The sequence below is a fragment of the Dethiobacter alkaliphilus AHT 1 genome, from assembly GCF_000174415.1.
Taxonomy (GTDB): Bacteria; Bacillota; Dethiobacteria; order Dethiobacterales; family Dethiobacteraceae; genus Dethiobacter; species Dethiobacter alkaliphilus.
Genome location: NZ_ACJM01000004.1, coordinates 72,839 through 91,921, shown reverse-complemented (window position 1 = coordinate 91,921; position 19,083 = coordinate 72,839). Strand labels below are relative to the sequence as shown.

The 19,083-nt window shown below is 43.1% G+C and carries 15 protein-coding genes; 13 read left to right on the top strand and 2 right to left on the bottom strand.

What is annotated here, in order from left to right; all coding sequences use genetic code 11:
- Positions 1-88 precede the first annotated feature (88 nt).
- The gene (locus DEALDRAFT_RS04845; RefSeq protein WP_008515417.1) at positions 89-1,435 is read right to left on the bottom strand and encodes an APC family permease; all 1,347 of its coding nucleotides are present in this window, start codon (positions 1,433-1,435) and stop codon (positions 89-91) included.
- Between the two features lie 193 nt (positions 1,436-1,628).
- Here DEALDRAFT_RS04845 and DEALDRAFT_RS17395 point away from each other — a divergent pair, with 193 nt between their 5' ends.
- Positions 1,629-1,760, top strand: coding sequence for a hypothetical protein (locus tag DEALDRAFT_RS17395; RefSeq protein WP_276324442.1), 132 nt, complete (start codon positions 1,629-1,631; stop codon positions 1,758-1,760).
- Between the two features lie 98 nt (positions 1,761-1,858).
- Here the strand turns inward: DEALDRAFT_RS17395 and DEALDRAFT_RS04840 are convergent, their stop codons facing one another.
- Positions 1,859-3,019: a glycosyltransferase family 4 protein gene (locus DEALDRAFT_RS04840; RefSeq protein WP_008515416.1), complete on the bottom strand. Its 1,161-nt coding sequence runs from the start codon at positions 3,017-3,019 to the stop codon at positions 1,859-1,861.
- 148 nt (positions 3,020-3,167) lie between these two features.
- Between DEALDRAFT_RS04840 and DEALDRAFT_RS04835 the strand changes: the two genes are divergently transcribed.
- The 12 genes from DEALDRAFT_RS04835 to DEALDRAFT_RS15870 all read left to right on the top strand — a co-directional run bounded on the left by DEALDRAFT_RS04835 (position 3,168) and on the right by DEALDRAFT_RS15870 (position 18,843).
- Positions 3,168-3,773: a hypothetical protein gene (locus DEALDRAFT_RS04835; protein WP_008515414.1), complete on the top strand. Its 606-nt coding sequence runs from the start codon at positions 3,168-3,170 to the stop codon at positions 3,771-3,773.
- A 16-nt stretch (positions 3,774-3,789) separates the two neighbouring features.
- Positions 3,790-4,539 carry a protein kinase domain-containing protein gene (locus DEALDRAFT_RS04830; RefSeq protein ID WP_083798651.1) on the top strand — a complete coding sequence of 250 codons (750 nt, stop codon included), beginning with the start codon at positions 3,790-3,792 and terminating at the stop codon, positions 4,537-4,539.
- A gap of 154 nt (positions 4,540-4,693) precedes the next feature.
- Complete coding sequence (locus DEALDRAFT_RS04825; RefSeq protein ID WP_008515411.1) at positions 4,694-5,803, top strand: YheC/YheD family endospore coat-associated protein; 1,110 nt, start codon at positions 4,694-4,696, stop codon at positions 5,801-5,803.
- 184 nt (positions 5,804-5,987) lie between these two features.
- The gene (locus DEALDRAFT_RS04820; protein WP_143753383.1) at positions 5,988-8,345 is read left to right on the top strand and encodes a YheC/YheD family endospore coat-associated protein; all 2,358 of its coding nucleotides are present in this window, start codon (positions 5,988-5,990) and stop codon (positions 8,343-8,345) included.
- Positions 8,346-8,359: 14 nt separating this feature from the next.
- Positions 8,360-9,445: a YheC/YheD family endospore coat-associated protein gene (locus DEALDRAFT_RS04815; RefSeq protein ID WP_161598017.1), complete on the top strand. Its 1,086-nt coding sequence runs from the start codon at positions 8,360-8,362 to the stop codon at positions 9,443-9,445.
- Entirely contained in the window at positions 9,432-10,820 is a 1,389-nt protein-coding gene (locus DEALDRAFT_RS04810) for a YheC/YheD family endospore coat-associated protein (protein WP_008515408.1), read from the top strand. The genes DEALDRAFT_RS04815 and DEALDRAFT_RS04810 overlap by 14 nt, the downstream gene beginning before the upstream one ends.
- 209 nt (positions 10,821-11,029) lie before the next feature.
- Positions 11,030-11,545: an NADH-quinone oxidoreductase subunit NuoE gene (gene nuoE / locus DEALDRAFT_RS04805; RefSeq protein WP_008515407.1), complete on the top strand. Its 516-nt coding sequence runs from the start codon at positions 11,030-11,032 to the stop codon at positions 11,543-11,545.
- A 1-nt stretch (position 11,546) separates the two neighbouring features.
- Positions 11,547-13,439 carry an NADH-ubiquinone oxidoreductase-F iron-sulfur binding region domain-containing protein gene (locus tag DEALDRAFT_RS04800; RefSeq protein ID WP_008515406.1) on the top strand — a complete coding sequence of 631 codons (1,893 nt, stop codon included), beginning with the start codon at positions 11,547-11,549 and terminating at the stop codon, positions 13,437-13,439.
- Positions 13,436-14,065 (top strand): 2Fe-2S iron-sulfur cluster-binding protein, encoded by a 630-nt coding sequence (locus tag DEALDRAFT_RS04795; RefSeq protein ID WP_008515405.1) that lies wholly within the window; start codon positions 13,436-13,438, stop codon positions 14,063-14,065. The genes DEALDRAFT_RS04800 and DEALDRAFT_RS04795 overlap by 4 nt, the downstream gene beginning before the upstream one ends.
- A 93-nt stretch (positions 14,066-14,158) precedes the next feature.
- Positions 14,159-16,684: an HD domain-containing phosphohydrolase gene (locus DEALDRAFT_RS15875; protein ID WP_143753382.1), complete on the top strand. Its 2,526-nt coding sequence runs from the start codon at positions 14,159-14,161 to the stop codon at positions 16,682-16,684.
- A gap of 283 nt (positions 16,685-16,967) precedes the next feature.
- On the top strand, positions 16,968-17,318 hold the full coding sequence (locus tag DEALDRAFT_RS04785) for an SCP2 sterol-binding domain-containing protein (RefSeq protein ID WP_008515400.1): 351 nt from the start codon (positions 16,968-16,970) through the stop codon (positions 17,316-17,318).
- Between the two features lie 160 nt (positions 17,319-17,478).
- Positions 17,479-18,843, top strand: a complete 1,365-nt coding sequence (locus tag DEALDRAFT_RS15870; protein ID WP_008515399.1) for a YheC/YheD family endospore coat-associated protein — start codon at positions 17,479-17,481, stop codon at positions 18,841-18,843.
- The last annotated feature ends 240 nt before the right edge of the window (positions 18,844-19,083 follow it).

Here is a 19,083-nt window from a genome sequence, read left to right as displayed (position 1 = left end):
TAATGGGTAGCCTCCTACCCGATTGTAGGTAGGAAATCGTGGCTTTATTGATATGTTTAGGCACAGCAAAACTTAAATATTATGGTGTTTATTTCTGTTTTTCCTTCTTATTATCCTCAAAGCCTGATGATTTTTCCCCTCCCTGCCGGTAATGTTTCCGGACCCATAGATAATACCAGCCTACGCCTAAGGAAGCAAAGCCGATTCCGGCAATTTGTGGTACAGAGCCCATGACCAGGATTACACTTAACGCTGTAAGGCCCGAAACAAAAGGTAATACAGGTACCAGTGGAACCTTAAAACCTGGTTTGTACCAGGCAGGTTTTTTTCTGCGTATTCTAATCAGCCCCCAGCTGATTAAGGCATAAGAAGCCATAAACATGACGCTGGATATCTTTGCTAACTGCTCAATGTTACCTATTAAAGCAAGCCCTACAGAGATTAATCCTGTTAAAAGTACGGAGCGCATTGGAGTGTCAAATTTATTATGAATATAATCGAACCAACCCGGTAAGACCCTGTCGCGGCTCATGGCAAAATTAATGCGCGAAGCGGTGGTGATGGCTGCATTGGATGAGGACGCCATAGCCAGTAATGCTGCCGCCCATATTGCCATTACCCCCACCGTATTCCCCATGAATTCACGGGCAGTATCTAACAACGGAGCATTAAAAGTTGCAAACTCATCATAAGGAACTACACCTGTGGAGACGTGCAGTATCAGGACGTAGAGCACCGTAGCTATTACAACAGAGCCAATAATGGCAATCGGCAAATTGCGGGCAGGTTTTTTTATCTCCCCGGCGGTGGTTGATATTTTTTCAAACCCTGTAAAGGAGACAATTATCAGTCCCACCGTAGCAAAAACATCTCTGAATCCCTTTGGCATGTAGGGGGTGTGCAGGGCCGTATCCATTTGCTGCCAGCTGCTTGCGATATAGTAGGAGAGGATTAGCAGCAATAGTGATACGATGGCAAGCTGCAGCTTTCCGGTATAATGGGCTCCCAGAACGTTAAGTAGGGTAAACAGCCCCCCTACTGCCGCAATAACTATCCAGGGAGCAATGTTCACATATTCTGTAAGGTACTGGGCAAACCCTATCAGATAAAACCCTCCCGCAAAGATCAAACCCAGCCAGTTTGCTATCCCTACTATTGTGCCGGCAAAAGGTCCGATGGTATTTGTGACCAGATGATAGCTGCCACCCGCCTGTGGCATAGCTGTTGCCAACTCTGCTACAGTCATGGCCACCGGTAGGCAGATCAGCCCGGCAATAACATATGACAAAGTTACTGCCGGTCCTGCTTGCCCTGCTGCCGGCCCGGACAATACAAATATGCCGGCTCCAATCATGGTGCCCAGCCCGATGGTAAGGGCACCCGGCAGTGAAAGATTTCTATCAAATTTTGATGCTTGCGGTTTTTGTAGTTTCATAACGCATTCCTTTGAAGTGTTTAATGACTTAATGGTATCACCTGATTTTATTGCTAATCAATCTATATAATATTACAATATAAACTCAAGGATTTTTAACAATCCAGGTCCAGAGTTATACTGAAAGTGGAAATTCTAAGCAGGCCTCGTTGACGCTGAGACTGCCACCTCACTTCGGGAGCGCTTGGCTAATATGTGGGAATACAGAAAGCAGCAATTTGCTGAAGGAAATTACCTGCAAGGTTTTGGATTTGGCGGCGCACCATGCCACGGTAGCGGAACTGGAAACGGTATGATGGGCGGATCAGGCCGGATGATGTGGTAAAACAGGCACAGCATATAAAAGCCACGGAGTTTAAGACTCCGTGGCTTTTAATTTCCCGGCAAGGATTACTTGAGACTTGTGAGCAGCACTGTGCCAGGCTACGGTTGGGAGATAGTTTGATAAAGACGTAGCATTCTGTCTGCTGAATGCTCCCATGTAAAGTTTTCGTACACATGTCGAACGGCATTCTGACTGATGGTATGTGCTTTTGTAGGGTTGGACAGTAAATCAATAACCGCATTAGAAAGATCTTTTTCAATTGACTCGTGATTTAGCAGAATTCCTGTTTTGTGGTGCTCAATTATTTCAGGTATGCCGCCGGCATTTGTTCCTACTACCGGGATACCGGTTGCCATTGCTTCCACCACAACTTTCCCAAATGGTTCCGCTTTTGAGGGAACAGCCAGGATATCGGCGATCTGAAACCATTTTTGAATTTCGTTATGCGGGACATGCGGAATAAAATGAACTGAATTTTTGATGCATTGGGCTGCATGGTGTAGCTCTTGGACATATTTTGTTTGTTTATTTACACCGTAAAAAGCACTTCCTACGATAAAAAGGACTGCGTCGGGTACTTCTTTTGCAACGGCAGGGAAGGCATTAAGAAGATGATGAACGCCTTTTATTTTTCTTAACCGACCTACATAAAGTACTACTTTTTTATTTTGTATGCCCAGTGATTTCCTAAATTGTTCTGTTTGCTGCTTAATGCCCGGGTCCCACTTAGGTTTAAATTGAGCTGTATCGGCACCTAGATGGATAACCACAACTTTTTCTTCCTGGCAGCAAGTGTACTTCACTACATAGTCTTTTAAGTACTGACTGTTAACAATAATTTTATCAGTGGAGTTGATGCAATCTAATAATTCTTCTTTAGAAATGTGATTGCGATTAATAAAAAGTGTTGAATGGAGAAATAGCCATAACTGCCTGGAGGGAAAGGATTCCCGTAAATGCTTGATATACCTGGGGCGGTTTTCTACCTGAATAATATCTGTTTCTGTGTTTTGCAGTTCTTTTATTATCTCTGTGATATAAGATCTTGGATTTATATAAGGAGAGCGAATAAAAGTTAGTTCTCCAATCCTTTCATGGAAAGGATGTTTTTTTATTTTCCGGCCGAAGATTGTAAAATCAATATCATGCTGAAGGATTGTGGATATTTTGTAAACATCCTCTTCTACGGATGTTGAGTTGGGGTCAGGAATGGGGTGGGATCCTGGAGTAATAATGGCTACCCTAAGTTGTTGTTTCATAAATACATCCTTTCAAAGAAGTTATACTGCAGTATATTCAGGCTGATTTATTTTGCAACAACAGGTACAGGCATGATTTAGGTCGAGGTAGTTACCAACCTGGCTTTATAGCATATGATACCTTAAAGAGTTGCTAAAGGAGTATACCATGGAAGATTTCAGAGACATCATTGTTGTAAAAGGGTCTCCTCAGGTCATTGTTTCTAAGAATCCCACCTCTTATCAGCTCATTGGCAAAGGAAAACAGGGTGCTGTGTTTAGATTGTCGCCAAAGCGTTGTGTCAAGATATATCCACAAGAAGAACATGCTGCAATGGAGCAGGAAGTACTGCGGGCAGCTAAAGGGTCGCAATTCTTTCCCGTGTTATATGAGTGGGGAAAGAACTATACTGTTATGGAATATATCGAGGGCCAAAGTCTTTATGAGCACCTTAAAGAAGGCAATAAAATTACAAAAGAGATAGTGCAAAAGCTATTATTAATGTTAAAAGAGCGGGAACAGCTAGGTATTCCAAGGCGCGATGCCAATTTAAGGCACGTTATTACCAGCGAAAATAACGGTATAAAAGTAATCGACCATGTCAATTCATACAGGAAAAAAAGACGGGTGCCGCGACAAATGGTTAGAGGTTTAGAAGACATGGGAGTACTAAAGGATTTTTTAAGTTATGTCAAAATCCTGGATGAAGCTGAACTTTCAAAATGGGAAAAAGATATAACCATTGGCCGCTATATTAAGAAGTACCAACTTTAAGTTGGAGGTGTAGGGCATTAGCAAGAAAAAATGGCAAAACTATGAAATAGGTCAATGTATTGGCAGAGGGCTACAAAGTCAGGTCTTTAGGGGATATGATATTGCAAATAAAAGGGAAGTAGCCATTAAAAAGCGGGTGAATATCAAAGGTGCAGAAAAAGAAGTAGACATTATGAGAAATTATGGCCAACATCCCGCTCTGCCAAAACTTTATGACTACTTTACTTTTAAGCACCGAGCCTATATTATCATGGAGTATATAGATGGAGAGCCTCTTGGTAGGGGGCGCAAGGTTAAGAAAAAGAATGAGAAAGATGCTCTGGAAATCACTGTGAATGTGCTGAGAGCCCTTGGCCATTTGCATAAACACAACATTTTACATGGTGATACCTTGCCTAAAAATGTTATGACACTTAAAGGGCAGCAGAACAGTATTAAAATTATTGATTTTGGATTTAGCTTTAAAAAGGGTAAGGCCGGAGTGTTTAAAGGGAAGAAATGGTTTGGCAAGGTGACGGGGAAGCCCATTGAGTTAAGGGAGCAATTCCTGTTGTTAGATGACACTACGGACATTTATGTTGCTGCTTTTCTGTGTGTTTCTTTGCTAAATGGTCATCAACCCCAATGGGACGAAAAAGACGGACGGCATATCTTTAACCTGGAAAATTCCCGGCTGCAGGCTATTATGGAAAAAGCAATGAGTAAGGAAAAAGCGTTTAGGTATTCCACCACTGAGGCATTTATTTATGCATTGGAACAATCATAGAAAGTATGTAAATGATACTGCGGTGACCTGTGGGTTGCCGTTTTTTATTGGGGACGTTTATGTGGCCCTGTCTAACTCAGACAGTGATATATCCCGTCACAAATAACTTATGCTCATCATAATATAGCACAAGCCTTATAAAGGGGTGAAATACTTGAGTAATGAGTGTTTGGGGATTTTGGTAAGCAATGCTGTGTTCCAGGGTATTCCCTCTAAAAGAACCGGCTATGAGCATATAGCTTTCTACGAGGAAGCAGCCAGAAAAAATGGCATTTCACTGTGCTTTTTCCGATTTAGGGATCTTGAAGCCGCGCAAAGAGAGATCTCCGCTTATGTACAGAACGAACATAGTGAATATGAAAAAGTTATTGTTTCCGTCCCAAAAGTTATTCATAACCGCGGACTATATTTTTCTAAAAAAAAACGAGCTGTCTTCACTGAATTGCAAAAGGAAGGCAAAATTCTTTATAATCCCTGGAATAGGTACCCCAAGCTTGAAGTGTATCAACTACTGAAGCGAGACAAGAATCTGCATCAATATCTTCCCAAAACCCAAAAAGCAACTGACGATTCTGTTCAAAATATGCTAACGGCATATGACAAGGTAATTATTAAGCCCAACAGCAGCAGCCTCGGAAATGGTTTAATGAAAATTGAAAAGAATAAGGAATTTGTGTTGACAATGTACAGCCAAAAGAAAAAGAGTTGGATTGATATTACCTTTACAAAGGTGATACCACCTATTCTGCAGAGGAAGCTTGCCGCGGGAACGTATTTAGTGCAAGAGTATATTCCCCTAGCAAAATACGGCGGGAGTGTATATGACCTGCGGATTTCCTGTCAGAAAAATGGAGAAGGAAAGTGGCAAGTTACAGGTGTGGTTGGGAAGGTTGCTAAGGGAAGGAATTTTGTTACCAATGTGGCCAGAGGAGGCAAAACTTATCCTTGCGATGTTTTATTAAATGAATCATTTAACAAAGTTCATCTCTTAGAGGAAATAGAAGGTTTTTCTACCAGAGCGGCAAGGGTCTTGGAAGAAGCATATCCCGGACTGGCAGACTTGGGTCTGGATCTGGGGATTGCAGAGGATGGCTCGGTGAAGTTTATTGAATGTAACGGTAGGGATCTACGCATCACATTTAGAAACGCAGGGCTTTATAAAACGTGGGAAGCAACATTTACCACACCCATTGATTATGGTAAGTATTTGCTGGATAAGAAAACATTCCAGGTTGGGCCAAAGTATTGCAGCGCGCGGCGTTGACCTGCTGATAACGGTGGGGAAAGAAGCAAAGGGCATTGGGTATATATTGACTTAAGTAGAGGTGAATTTGTTGAGAACCCTGTGTAATGGCGTGCTATCAGGCCCGGCATATATCAGAATACTAAGTAAAAACAAAACCTTAAAGAGTGCGCAGTGTTTAAGTGATGCAGCGGAAAAAAAGAATATGGGAGTTATCTTTTTTTCCTATGATGATATTGACTTTGAGCGTATGGAGGTAAATGGCTATAGCCTTCTGGGCGGCTTATGGGAAAAGAAGACATTGAGCATGCCATCGGTTATTTATGATCAGGCTCACTCCTGCCCGGCGAAAATCAGAAGAAAACTGATGGAAATACCAACGCTGCGGTTTGTAAATGAGAAGATCGGTTTTTGGAAGTGGGAAACCCATCAGGCACTAGACAGGTTTTCGGAAATCAGAGACTTCCTGCCGGAGACCTCTTTTTTTGAAGAGAGCGACCAGATTTATAGTCTGCTAAAAAAATACGGCAAAGCCGTTCTCAAACCTGTACATGGTTTAAAGGCCATGGGCCTGATTATTTTAGTTAACGATAATGGGAAGATCAGGTTTCAATACAGGGGTAAAGGTAAAGACAGAATGAATTATAAATTTGGCCGTGTGGAAGAATTACATGATCTGCGGACTCAGTTTCCCGTAATGGGTACTGAGAAATATATAGTTCAGCAAGGGTTAGAGTTGGCAAAATACGAGGACAGGGTATTTGATGTCCGGGCGCTTATGCAAAAAGACGGCAGTAACATGTGGCATGCCTCTTTGTGTGCCAAGGTAGGTCCAAGTAATAGTGAAATTACTGCATTGGGCAATTGGGAAAATATTGAGCGTGTGGAATCATTTCTAATATCGAAGTGTGGCTCAAAGTTCAATAATCTCAGTGCGAGGCTTAAACAACTGGCTGTACTTACTGCAGAAACTGTTGAAAAGGCCTTTGCTCCTGTGGGGGAAATTGCGCTGGACATTGCTGTGGATAAAAATGCGGATTGCTGGCTTCTGGAAGTAAACAGCATGCCATCAAAAGCTATGTTTTATGACCTGTTTAATGATGAAGAATTAAGTGATGTGTTATCCCGTCCCATGGAGTATGCTTGTTATCTGGCCAAAGAAAGCTTAATGCAAAAATGCAGAGTCTGTTATCTGGAATCGGATTTACAGCAAACTTTATTTCTTACACCAAAGCAATCCAAAGAGTTTAATTTAGACCATGAAAAAGCTTACGTTAGACTAACTGTAGGTTCTGCTTCCCTGTTATTAAGAAAGGAAATCAGCAAAAACAACAGCCTGGGGGAAAATAAGCTAACTTTATCCCGGGATTTAAAAACCACAGTGTTTATACCGGAAGATACAGAACTGCAGGTAAGGGTTATAGAACCGGGCCATTTGGAGTTAGGGCCTTTAATCGGAGTGTTTATCAGCCCCAAAAAAGCAGCAGCTCTGGTAGGCGGAAAAACCGATAGGGTGTATTACCAATTTACAAATAAAACAAAGTCAGTGGCAGGAATTTGTTGCTTTTTTAGCATCGGGGATATTGACTGGGAAAATAAGTTGATCAGAGCACTTTTGTGGGATGGCAGCACATGGATTAGCCGCATAGTGCCGCTGCCCAAGGTAATATATGATCGCTGTTTTGGTGAGAGAAGCTATGGTTTCGAATTAAGAAATAAGCTGGATAGCGATTATCGTGTCATTAATAGTTTGCCTAAGCTGGGAAAGTGGGAAACCATCCAGGCCCTTAAAAACACCCCCGGCGTGAAAAAATATCTGCCGGATACAATAGTTTATAGCTCCAAATCTGATATTGCAGATTTTCTCGAAAAGTATCAAAGCATCTATCTGAAACCAGACATGTTATACAAAGGAAAGGGGATCTATCGTCTCAAGCGTGGCCCCGGCGCAAGCTATATTGTGGAGTTTAGAGACGATGATACAAATGAAATTATTCATCTGCCCACCCTTGATGATTTAGATGAAATGCTGGGTAAGTACCTGGAGATTGGTTGGGGTTATATAGTTCAGGAAACAATTGAGCTGTCATATTATAAAGTCTACCCCTTTGATTTTCGGCTTTTATATCAAAAAGACTGGCAAGGCAGTTGGCAGCCCACATATATTGTTGCCAGAATAGCGGCTCCCGGAAGCGTTGTTACCAGCCCAAGAAGTGGAGGGGCGGTAGCAGACTTTAACACGGTCTTAGATGAATTAAATAACCAAGAGTGTATTAATAGCACTGATATGTATCAGGAAATAATTACTGCCGGGCGTAAAATAGTAGAGAGCATTGAAGATAAATTTGGTGATTTTGTAGAACTGGGATTAGATATGGCCATTGATAAGAGTGGAAAACTATGGCTCATTGAGGTAAATGGCAAGCCCCTGAAAGTCAGCATTAAGAAGTTAAATAATGCCGAAGCATTTGAAAGGTGTCATAACAGCCCCATAGAATATGCTATTTATCTTTCAGGGTTTATTGCCAAAGATACAAGAAAACCTGAGGAGCAATTAATATGATACTGGGCTTATTTGTGGAAAAAAAAATCTATTTACGCTTAGCTAATGGGCAAATTCCCCCTGGTATTCAGTTACTTGCAAAGGAAGCGGTTAAAGAAGGTATTACCTTAGTTGCATTTGCCACATTTAACATGGATTGGTGGGAAAAGCGTATTAACGGCCTTTGCTACAGCAAGGAAGATAATATATGGAAACCAGACACCTTTCCTTTCCCCCATGTTATCTATGACAGGGCAACACTGGATTCAAGCGAGCGGCAGAGTGCAAAATTAATCAGGAATCGCTTTAAGGAAATTTATAAGATCCCTTATATCAATACCAGAAATTCTTTTGGAAAATGGATAACTTACGAAACGTTGACGGCTTATCCCGAAATTAGCAAATATCTTCCTGAGACACATCTTTATAATCATCCCTGCTACCTCACTAAGCTGCTGCAGAAAAACCAATTTGCCTATATCAAAGCTACCGATGACAGCATGGGGAAAAATATATATAAAGTAAAGAAAGCTTATGAAAATGTTGTGGCTGTCTATTATCGGGAAAAGGGGCGAAACCGTAGTGATACCCTGACCATGGAAGGACTTTACAGCAGGTTAATTCAGGGAAAATTAAAAGATAAAAACGTTATTATTCAACAGGGGATAGAATTAGCAAGTCTAAATAATAACCCTTTTGATATTAGACTGTTAGTACAAAAAAACCATCTGGGCTCCTGGGAAGTAGTGGATAAATCAGTGCGGTTAGCCCCCCCCGGTAGTATTGTTACTAATGTGAGCAGCGGGGCAACTGTGGAAAAGTTTGAAAAAATAGTGCCGCAGGTGTTTCCGCAAGAATACCCCACCATCTCTCAACGCATTGATCTGTTGGCTCTTACTGTTTGCAGTAAATTAGAGGAAAACTTCGGCAGGCTGGGGGAATTGGCCATTGATATGGCATTGGATGTGGGTGGCAGTTTATGGCTGATAGAAGTAAATTCCAAGCCGTCAAAAATAAGTGTTCGCAGATCTCAAGACAAAGAGCTGATACAGCGGGCTTATAGCAATCCGGTTAAGTACGCTAAATTCTTGTATGGGGTAGCCAATAATGAAACCAATTAATTGTAAATTAGTTCCCTATTTTTATAAAACAGATGAGGAAATGATTTGTGTTAATAAAGAACTGGCTGAGAAATTAATGATAAAGGAAAATAGTTATTGCAAGGTTATTTTGGGGTCATTTGAAGCATCGGCAAAAATAGTGACAGTCTCAGAGCAGAAATCAGAATTTCATACCTTAGTGTGGATGACGCCTTCCCTTTTTAGTGCGCTTAAAGTTCCGCAGAATATCTCTGTTGGGGTCACTGTAATCAAGCGAAATAGTATAAAAATCGGTCCTGTGATTGGTGTTCTGACGGCAAAAAGGTTATTGGAGAAATATATGAGCGGCAAGAGCACCAGAGAAGAATTTGATTTCTATGCAGACGCAGGGGAAGAGTCGTCTTCGCTGGTCTACATTTTTAGCTTGTCTGATGTTAACCGGCAGGACAAATCTGTAGAAGGTTATCTTAGGGTGCGAGACCATGGGGGTATACCTGGTTGGCAGCAGCGTAGGCTTCCTTTACCGGATGTAATTCATAATCGCATATCTTTTCCCAGGGGAAGTACCAAAGATCAAGAAATCAGTTTATTAAAACAAGAGATGCAAAATATGATGGCCATAAATCGGATTACTGCTTTTAGCAAATGGCAGATCGCTAAATTGTTGCAAAATGATTCTCAGGCCAGGGCTTATATTCCTGAAACAAAATTATTACAAGGACCGGAGACTATTAGAGAAATGACGTTGAAGCATGCAACGGTTTATCTAAAACCTGTACGGAGAAGTCTGGGCTTAGGCATAATAAAGCTTGCAAAATCATCCCCGGAACATTATGTCGCCAGCTATCGCACAGATGATAACAACGAAAGCGCTAAAGGAAAAATCGAAGACTTGCTTGTGGGCCTGGAAGACATTATGGGCGGCAGATTATACATTGTGCAGCAGGGCATAGACCTGGCCCATATTAACGGTAAACCATTTGATTTAAGGGTGACTGTGCAAAAAGACGGTACCGGCGCCTGGTCTTTATCTAGTTGGGGAACCAGGGTTGGTGTATCTGGAAGCCATATTACAAATGTAGCTTCAGGAGGACAGGGCCTGCCAATAGAAAAGGTTTTGGGAGCAGTTTTTGCCGGCAAATACGCAAGTATCACTGAGGAGATACACAAGGTAAGTATCATAATTTGTGAGGCATTGGAAAGAGGATTGCAGGACATTGGGGATGTAGGACTGGATATTGGTATTGATACCGGTGGTAAGCCGTATTTAATTGAAGTGAACTTCAGGGACCACCGACTCACCGCAGAGGAGATGGATGATCCTGATAGCTGGGCTAAAACTTACAAAAAACCAATCTACTACTTAAGGTATTTGTATGAGCAGCAAAGCCATTAGGATTAACTATTCTCACCGCTCCAAAAATATTAGGCCACGGGAATTGAAACCCGGGTTTTTTTTGTACAGAAACTTCTTTGGCATGGTGACAACAGCAGGGATTTTACAGTGGCTATAGAATTTGCCTAATATATCCAAGTTCCGCTTTGAACTTAATCTAATAAGAACCCGACATGCATATCATTATATGATGAAGGGAGGATTCGGCTGTGAATTTGTTAGAAGGTGAAAGAGAAGAGATTTTAAACAGTGTTGATGAAATCCTGACAAGTTCTGAAATTAACAGAAGGAACCTGATTCCCATACTGCAAAGTATCCAGGAACGGCTCGGGTATTTACCCAGGCCGGCGTTGGAAAAAGTGGCGGATGCTATGGGAATGGCAGCAGTTGATGTTTATGGAGTGGCTACTTTTTATAATCAGTTTCGCTTCCACCCTCCGGGTGAGCATCAAATCAAAGTTTGTATGGGTACAGCCTGTTATATTGTGGGTGGACAAATCGCCATGGATTCCTTTGCCAGGCGGCTTAATATTTCCGAAGGAGAGACCACACCCGACAGGAAGTACGGCCTGGAACGTGTGGCCTGTGTTGGCTGCTGTACAATGGCGCCTGTGGTGGTGGTTGATGAACAGATGGAAGGCAGTGTGACGCCTACAAGAGTTGATGGTATACTTTTATCTCTAGAAGCAAATGGGAACGGGGAGAAGCCCGGGGAGGAGGAATAGTATGACGAAGTTTGAACTCCTTAGGGCAGAAGCAAAGCAGAGAATTGATGAAAAGCAAGGAACAACGCTGGTTTGTGTGGGAGTTGCTACCTGCAGTATGGCGTCAGGGGCCCTGAAAGTAAAGGATGCTTTTATAAGTGAAATTCAGCGCAAAGAACTGGATGCAAGGGTAATGGAAGTGGGTTGTATGGGCCACTGCTATGCGGAGCCGCTGGTACTAATCAAAAAACCCGGATTCCCTGCTCTTTTATACGGTAAGCTTGATGAGGATTTGGTTGAGCGCTTGGTGGAGGATTTTTTGGCAAATGATGACCCTTGTTTTGACTTTGCGCTGGCTGCAATTGAACCTAATGATTCTTTTCCCACATTAGCCGATTTTCCCAGAGGGTTTTACGAAGAAAAACTGATTCTGGAGCAATGCGGATTTATTAATCCGGAGGATATAGACCATTATCTGGCGGTAGAAGGCTACCGCGGCTTGGTGGGTGCTTTGGATAAAAGCTCTGCAGCTGTTATTGAAGAAGTAAAGTCCGCCCGCTTAAGAGGTAGAGGCGGAGCCGGTTTTCCCGCCGGTGTGAAATGGGAAAAATGCAGCCAACAGGATGATAAAGAAAAATATGTGGTCTGTAACGCTGATGAAGGAGATCCCGGAGCTTTTATGGACCGGGCCATTTTGGAGTCTAACCCGCATCTGGTTCTGGAGGGGATGGCCATTTGCGGCTATGCGGTGGGAGCATCCAAAGGCTATATCTATGTCCGCGCCGAGTATCCCAAGGCCACAAGCAGGCTAAGAATTGCCATCAGCCAGGCAAAGGAAAAGGGGCTTTTGGGCAAAAACATACTGGGCAGTGACTTTTCTTTTGATATTGAGATTTTTGAGGGATCCGGTGCCTTTGTTTGTGGTGAGGGTACAGCCCTGATAAATTCCATGGCCGGAAATATGGGTATCCCGGAGACCAGGCCACCGCGCATGGCTGTTTCCGGTTTATATGGAAAACCCACTGTTTTAAATAACGTTAAGACTTTTGCTTATGTACCCGGTATTGTCAAAAACGGCGCCCACTGGTTCAGGCAAAAAGGTACAGAACAAAACCCGGGCACCGCGGTTTTTGCCCTGGTGGGTAAAATAAAAAATTCCGGGCTTGTGGAAGTACCCATGGGTACAACCTTGCGTCGTTTAATTTACGATGTGGGCGAAGGGATACCAAATGATAAAAAATTCAAAGCTGTCCAAATCGGGGGCCCTTCCGGCGGGTGCCTGCCCGAAGATGCTCTGGATATACCCATTGACTTTGATTCACTGCATGACGCCGGGGCAATTATGGGTTCGGGAGGAATTGTTGTCCTCGATGAAAACGACTGTATGGTAACGGTTGCCCGTTACTTTCTGGAGTTTACCCAGCATGAGTCCTGCGGTAAATGTACTTTTTGCCGCCTGGGCACTAAACATATGCTAGATATTTTGACAGCTATAACCCAGGGCAAAGGGAGTTTGTCCGATCTTGACCTGCTTTTAGAGCTGGCGGAGGATGTGAGGGACGGATCGTTGTGTAATCTGGGCGGCACCGCGCCTAACCCGGTGCTAACCACACTGCGGTATTTCAGGGATGAGTATGAAGCGCACCTTGAGGAAGGGCGCTGTCCGGCCCGGATGTGTAAAGATTTAATTGCCTATTACATAGTCCCCCAAAAGTGCAGTAAGTTGTGCAGCGCTTGTGTGGGAAGCTGTCCCACAGAGGCGATATACACCAGAGAAGACGGTATTAAGGCCATTACACAGGATAAGTGCGTGAAGTGTGATAACTGCCTGAAGGCTTGTCCGCCGGAATATGATGCAGTAGAAAAACTTTCTCCACCTGTACTGCCGGGTGAGAAAGGAAGTGAGAAAAAATGAACAAAGTCACATTGTATATCGACGGGCGTGAACTCACTGCCCCGGAGGGTGAAAAACTGCTTTTTATTGCTCTGGAAAATGATATTTATATTGCCCACCTTTGTGCAGTAAAAGAGGAAGGGAGACCTTCTGCATGCTGCCGGCTCTGCTTTGTGGAGGTGGACGGCAGAAAAAAACCGGTGACCGCCTGTGCTGTGCGCGTCAGTGATGGGATGAAGGTTAGTACGCGGACACCGGCTGTTGACCGGTTGGTAAGAACAGCTTTTGAACTTCTACTCTCCGACCATCGTCTTGATTGCGATAATTGCCCCAAAAACAAGAGTTGTGCTTTGCAGAAAATTGCCGGGGAACGGGGTCTGAAGCTTGGCTTGCCCCGGCTGAATAAATTAGAGCGGGAATATATTTATGACGACAGCGCAGAAAAACTTACCTTCGACAGCAGCAGATGTGTTTTGTGCGGAAAATGTATTGCTGCTGATAAAAAAATTGAAGCAGGGGCGATAGGCTTTGCCCACCGCGGGCTAAACAGAAGAATATCAACCTTTTATGAAGGGAAACTGGCCGACTCTACTTGCAAAGAATGCCTGCTCTGTGTAAAAGCCTGCCCGGTGGGAGCACTGTATTAAATATTACAATTTGACTAATATTGGTCGGCAATAAAGGTTATTTCAGGGGAGGAGGGCGAAAAGTAGAGGCATAACTATTACGGGGTGAAATATATGGATAGTGCGCTGTGGAAAACTATGGTTGAATATTCTGCTGATGGTTTTGCTTATCAGAAGCTGGTTTGTGATGAAAACGACCGGCCCTGTGATTATGAGTTTATAGCTTTAAATCCCGCTTATGAAAGCCTGACTAACCTGAAAGCAGATAAGGTTATTGGCCGGAGGGCAACAGAGGTTCTGCCCGGCGGTTACTTTCAGGATTTTAACTGGGTTTCGTTCTTTGCCAGGGTTGCACTGCAGCAAATCTCCGATGAACATATATACTATAGCCCTTCGTTAAGCCGCTGGTTTCACATCCGGGCCTACTCGCCGCAAAAATATTATTTTTTTACCCAGGTGAGAGACATAACCTCGGAGATGGAGAAGCTTGAGGAACAGGAAACCATAAATACTGCTTTCAATGATGTTATTTTTGTGCTTAATGAGGAGTATGAGTTTATCAATATTTATGCCGCGGATGATTGTTATCTTTTTATGCCCCGGGAAGAAATCATCGGCAAAAATATTCATGAGATAGTTGATGGCGAACTTGCGGCGGAATTTGTTGAAGCCTTTGCCCGGGCTTTTGATTCCGGGCAAAAACAACGCGTTGAATATAAACTGCCTTTATCAGGGGCCCAATGGTGGTATGAGGCAGAGATAATGTTCCGGCAGGGCCTGTTAAATGAAAAGAAATATATTGTGGTTGCCCGCGACTATTCGGAAAAAAAGAGAATACTGCGCCGCAGTGAGAAAAACCTAAAGGACGCCCATGCTATTGCGCGCATGGGCAGTTGGGATTTGGATCTTGCTACAGACCATCTGTCCTGGTCAGAGGGAATATATAAAATTTTTGAGGTCAACCCTGAAAATTTTGCCGCTTCCTATGAAGCGTTTTTGGAGTTTATTCATCCTGATGACCGGGACCTGGTGGATCAGGCCTACAAGGAATCGGTTAAGAACAAGACACCTTATGAAATAACCCACCGTTTACTGATGCCTGACGGCAGGGTTAAGTGGGTTAATGAGATTGGACGGACAGATTATGATTTACAGGGCAGGCCGCTTAGGTCTTATGGTACGGTTCAGGACATTACAAACCTGAAGCGTGCCGAACAGTCCATTTATGAGGAAAAGGAGCGTCTGAGAGTTACGCTGCGCTCCATCGGTGACGCAGTAATCACCACGGATAAATTCGGAGCAATAACCGACATAAACACTGTGGCTGAAAAATTAACCGGCTGGGCTGCGGCTGACGCGTGCGGCAGGCCCCTGCAGGAAGTTTTTCATATTGTCCACGGCGTTACGCGGGAGGCCTGCGAAGATCCTGTCCAATGCGTGCTGCAGTCGGGTGAAATATGTGAGCTTGACAGTGAAACAATGTTGATTACCAAAGATGGCAGGGAAGTCCACATTGCAGACAGTGCTGCTCCCATCAGAAACGACGATGGCGATATTCTGGGTGTTATCCTGGTTTTCAGGGATTTTTCAGAGGAGAAGCAAAAGCAGGAAAGAATTGCGTATCTTAGCTACCATGACAGTCTGACCGGTTTATATAACCGCCGTTTCTTTGAAGAACAGCTGGACCGGTTGGATACGCCGCGTAATTACCCCCTGACAATTATTGTGGGGGATGTTAACGGCTTAAAATTAACTAATGACGCTTTTGGCCATCTGATAGGAGACGATTTATTAAAGCAGGCGGCAGCAATCCTGCAGGAAGCCTGCCGCGCCGATGATATAATTGCCCGTTGGGGCGGTGATGAATTTGTTATCCTCCTGCCCAATGCCAGCCAGGAGGACGCTAAGAGAATTATTAAAAGAATCAAAAACGCCATGGACCAGATTGAGCTGGTTCCCATAAATCTGTCCATTTCTTTCGGCTCTCATAGTAAAGTTACTCCCGAAGCAGACATTCTGGATATATTAAAAAGCGCCGAAGACGATATGTACAAAAATAAATTACTGGAAAGTCAGAAAGTTGTGGGAGAGATTATCGCAAAGATTGTGGACACGCTGCATGTGGCAGCTCCCAGAGAGAAATTGCATGCGCAAAGAGTTGCACAGCTGTGCAGTCTTACAGGAAAGGCCATGGGGTTCTCTCAGGAAAAAATTAAACAGCTGGAAACCACCGGTTACATGCACGATGTAGGGAAAATTTCAATTCCCGGCAGTATTCTGAGTAAGTCGGGAGAGTTAACAGAAGAAGAATGGCGTGAAATAAAGCGTCATCCGGAAGTAGGTTACCGAATTCTCAGTTCGTATAATGAAACTGCCGATATTGCAGGTTTTGTTCTGGCCCATCACGAACGCGTTGACGGCTCCGGTTATCCTAAAGGCCTCAAGGGGCCTGATATTCCTCTGGAAGCCAAAATACTTGGTGTGGCCGATACTTTTGCTGCCATGACCGGGGAAGGGCATTATAAAAAGCCCGTGCCGGCAGAGGATGCGGCAGCAGAGCTTAAAGCAAAAGCGGGGACCCAGTTAGACAGTGATGTAGTACAGGTGTTTGTAGAAAAAGTGTTAAACATGGTTAATTAACCCGTTAGCTGATTAGAGACACCTCCTGATAGTCAGAAACCCGCGGACCCACGTCCGCGGGTTCATTGTTGCCTGCATCCAGGAGCGACGTTGGCAGCATCACAAGTACGGCAGGTACTCATTTTTGAAATCCTCCTTGCATATATTGTTTGTTGTGAGTTTATTATCACAGAAAGCAAAAAAGCTCCGTGTCTGGAATCACGAAACAAAAAAATAACAAATATATCACAGGGGACATAAGATATAAAGATTGATGCAGCCAATTATAATGGGAGGGCTATACGTGGATGTTACTGATTTTCTGCCACAGGTAATGGAGATATTAGATGAAATTTCTGATGATTTGACCGATATGAATGCCGTATTTCAGTTGGAACTAAAAAATACTCAGACAGAAACTTACCAGTTAAAAATCACAGCAGGAAAAAGCAAGTGGGCAGAGGGGACACCCTTTGCAGCTACCTGTACTATAAAAATATCTGTCAAAGACTTCCGGGATTTAATGCAGGGAAAGATGAATCCGACAGTGGCTTTGCTGACCGGAAAAGTAAAAATACAGGGAGACCGTAAACAGCTGCAGAAACTGCAGTCCATTCTGAAAAAGCATTACAGGGATGTGCCGGAAATTTTTTGACCCGAAAAAGATTGACCCAAGCCTCAGGCCTGGGTCAATCTTTGTTAAAACCTGGCAATTAGATTGCTATACCAGAGGTTTCATCACTAAATTATACTGGTGGGAATAAAGTAGTATTGAAGTTAGTAATGCAGTTAATAGAGGGATGGAGGATATCTTTGTGAGCATTAAACCCCAAACGGTGACAATTTATGTGACAGATAGACTCGACGATACAATTGTTACAGTACCAGACACAGTTTATAACTTACTAAAAAATGATTATCCTTTGTCTATAAAGGCAGGAATTTTTGAGCAGGAGATTAATTGCCACAGAAATAGCACAACAAATACCATAGCAATATCAAAGAACCTGGCAGGAAAATGTGGTCTTTCCCACCAAATTACCACCAACCTGATTGTAGAAAATAATAAATTGTCCCTGGGACCGGTAATCGGTGTTTTTACAAGCGTTGGACAGGTACGAAAAGCTAATTTGCAAGACCCGATCTTTAGGCTGACAGAGTTGGTGAGGGCTAATGAGGAAGCAAGAATCATTCTCTATTTTTTCTCAATAAAAGATGTAGACTTTGCACAAAAGCATATCCGGGGCACTTACTACGATAAAAAGACCTGCAGGTGGTTGAAGAAGAATTTTCCTTACCCTGATGTACTGTACGACAGGGGCGGCGGTGCACTTAAATCACAAAAGCTGAAATCCGATAAAATCCGGGAGCACCTGAATACCCACAGCAATTCAATAAACATTAATCCCAGGTACTTTTTTGACAAATGGGATGTTTATAATAAGCTTGCCGTTCAGGAAGAGATAGCGCGTTATTTACCTCATACCGAATTATACGAAACACCAGAAGACCTGCACATAATGCTCGATGCTTATTCAGCTGTTTATGTTAAAGAAAGTTCCTCCAATAACGGTCGTGGCGTTTTCCGGGTAAAGAGGCTTGCCTTTGGTATGTTTGAATTGAGCTACTACAAAGATAATTTAGTAACCATGACGTATAATTCTTTCAAAAACCTGCTCTACGGCCTGAACTCTTTATTGAGTAGCAATAAGGTAATAATTCAAGCTGCCATTGAAGTATTGCAGGTGGAAAATTGCAATGTGGACCTGCGGGCCTTGGTACAGAGAAACGGCCGGGGTGAGATGGAAATTGGCGTTTTGCCTGTACGCATGAGCCGGGCGGGGTATCCCATAACAAACACCAGGACGGGTGCCAAAACTTATAAATGGAATGATTTCCTCACTGAAAAACTTCTGCTGGTTAATGAGAGCAAAAAAGAAGAGTTGCTGAAAAAAACCATAGCTTTTCTCACCACATGCTTTCAGGGTATAGAAAAAGCATACTGTGCTTTTGGCGAAATCGGAATAGACTTTGCCTTCGACAAAGAACTAAATATTTGGTTTATTGAATGTAACGCCAAGCCGGGAAAGGATACCCTCTATACTGTTTACGGGGAAAAAGTTATAAAAAGGGCTTTTATTAATCCTCTGGAGTATGGTAAATATTTAGCGGGATTTTAGCAGAATCAACTAAATAAGTCATCGGATATAGCCGAGCCAGGCAAAGGGAACTGAGGTTACTCAGTTCCCTTTGCAGTTCAATATAAAAATCAGAGCAATTAAAGGGAAAAGATGATATTTGTCTAAATAAACACCTTAGTGTTCCCATGTGAAGCCTATAACAGTATGGGACGAATATAAAAAAAAGAAGGGAGATGGTTGCTTATGGAGATTAGTCTAACACCTGCAACCTGGTTTTGG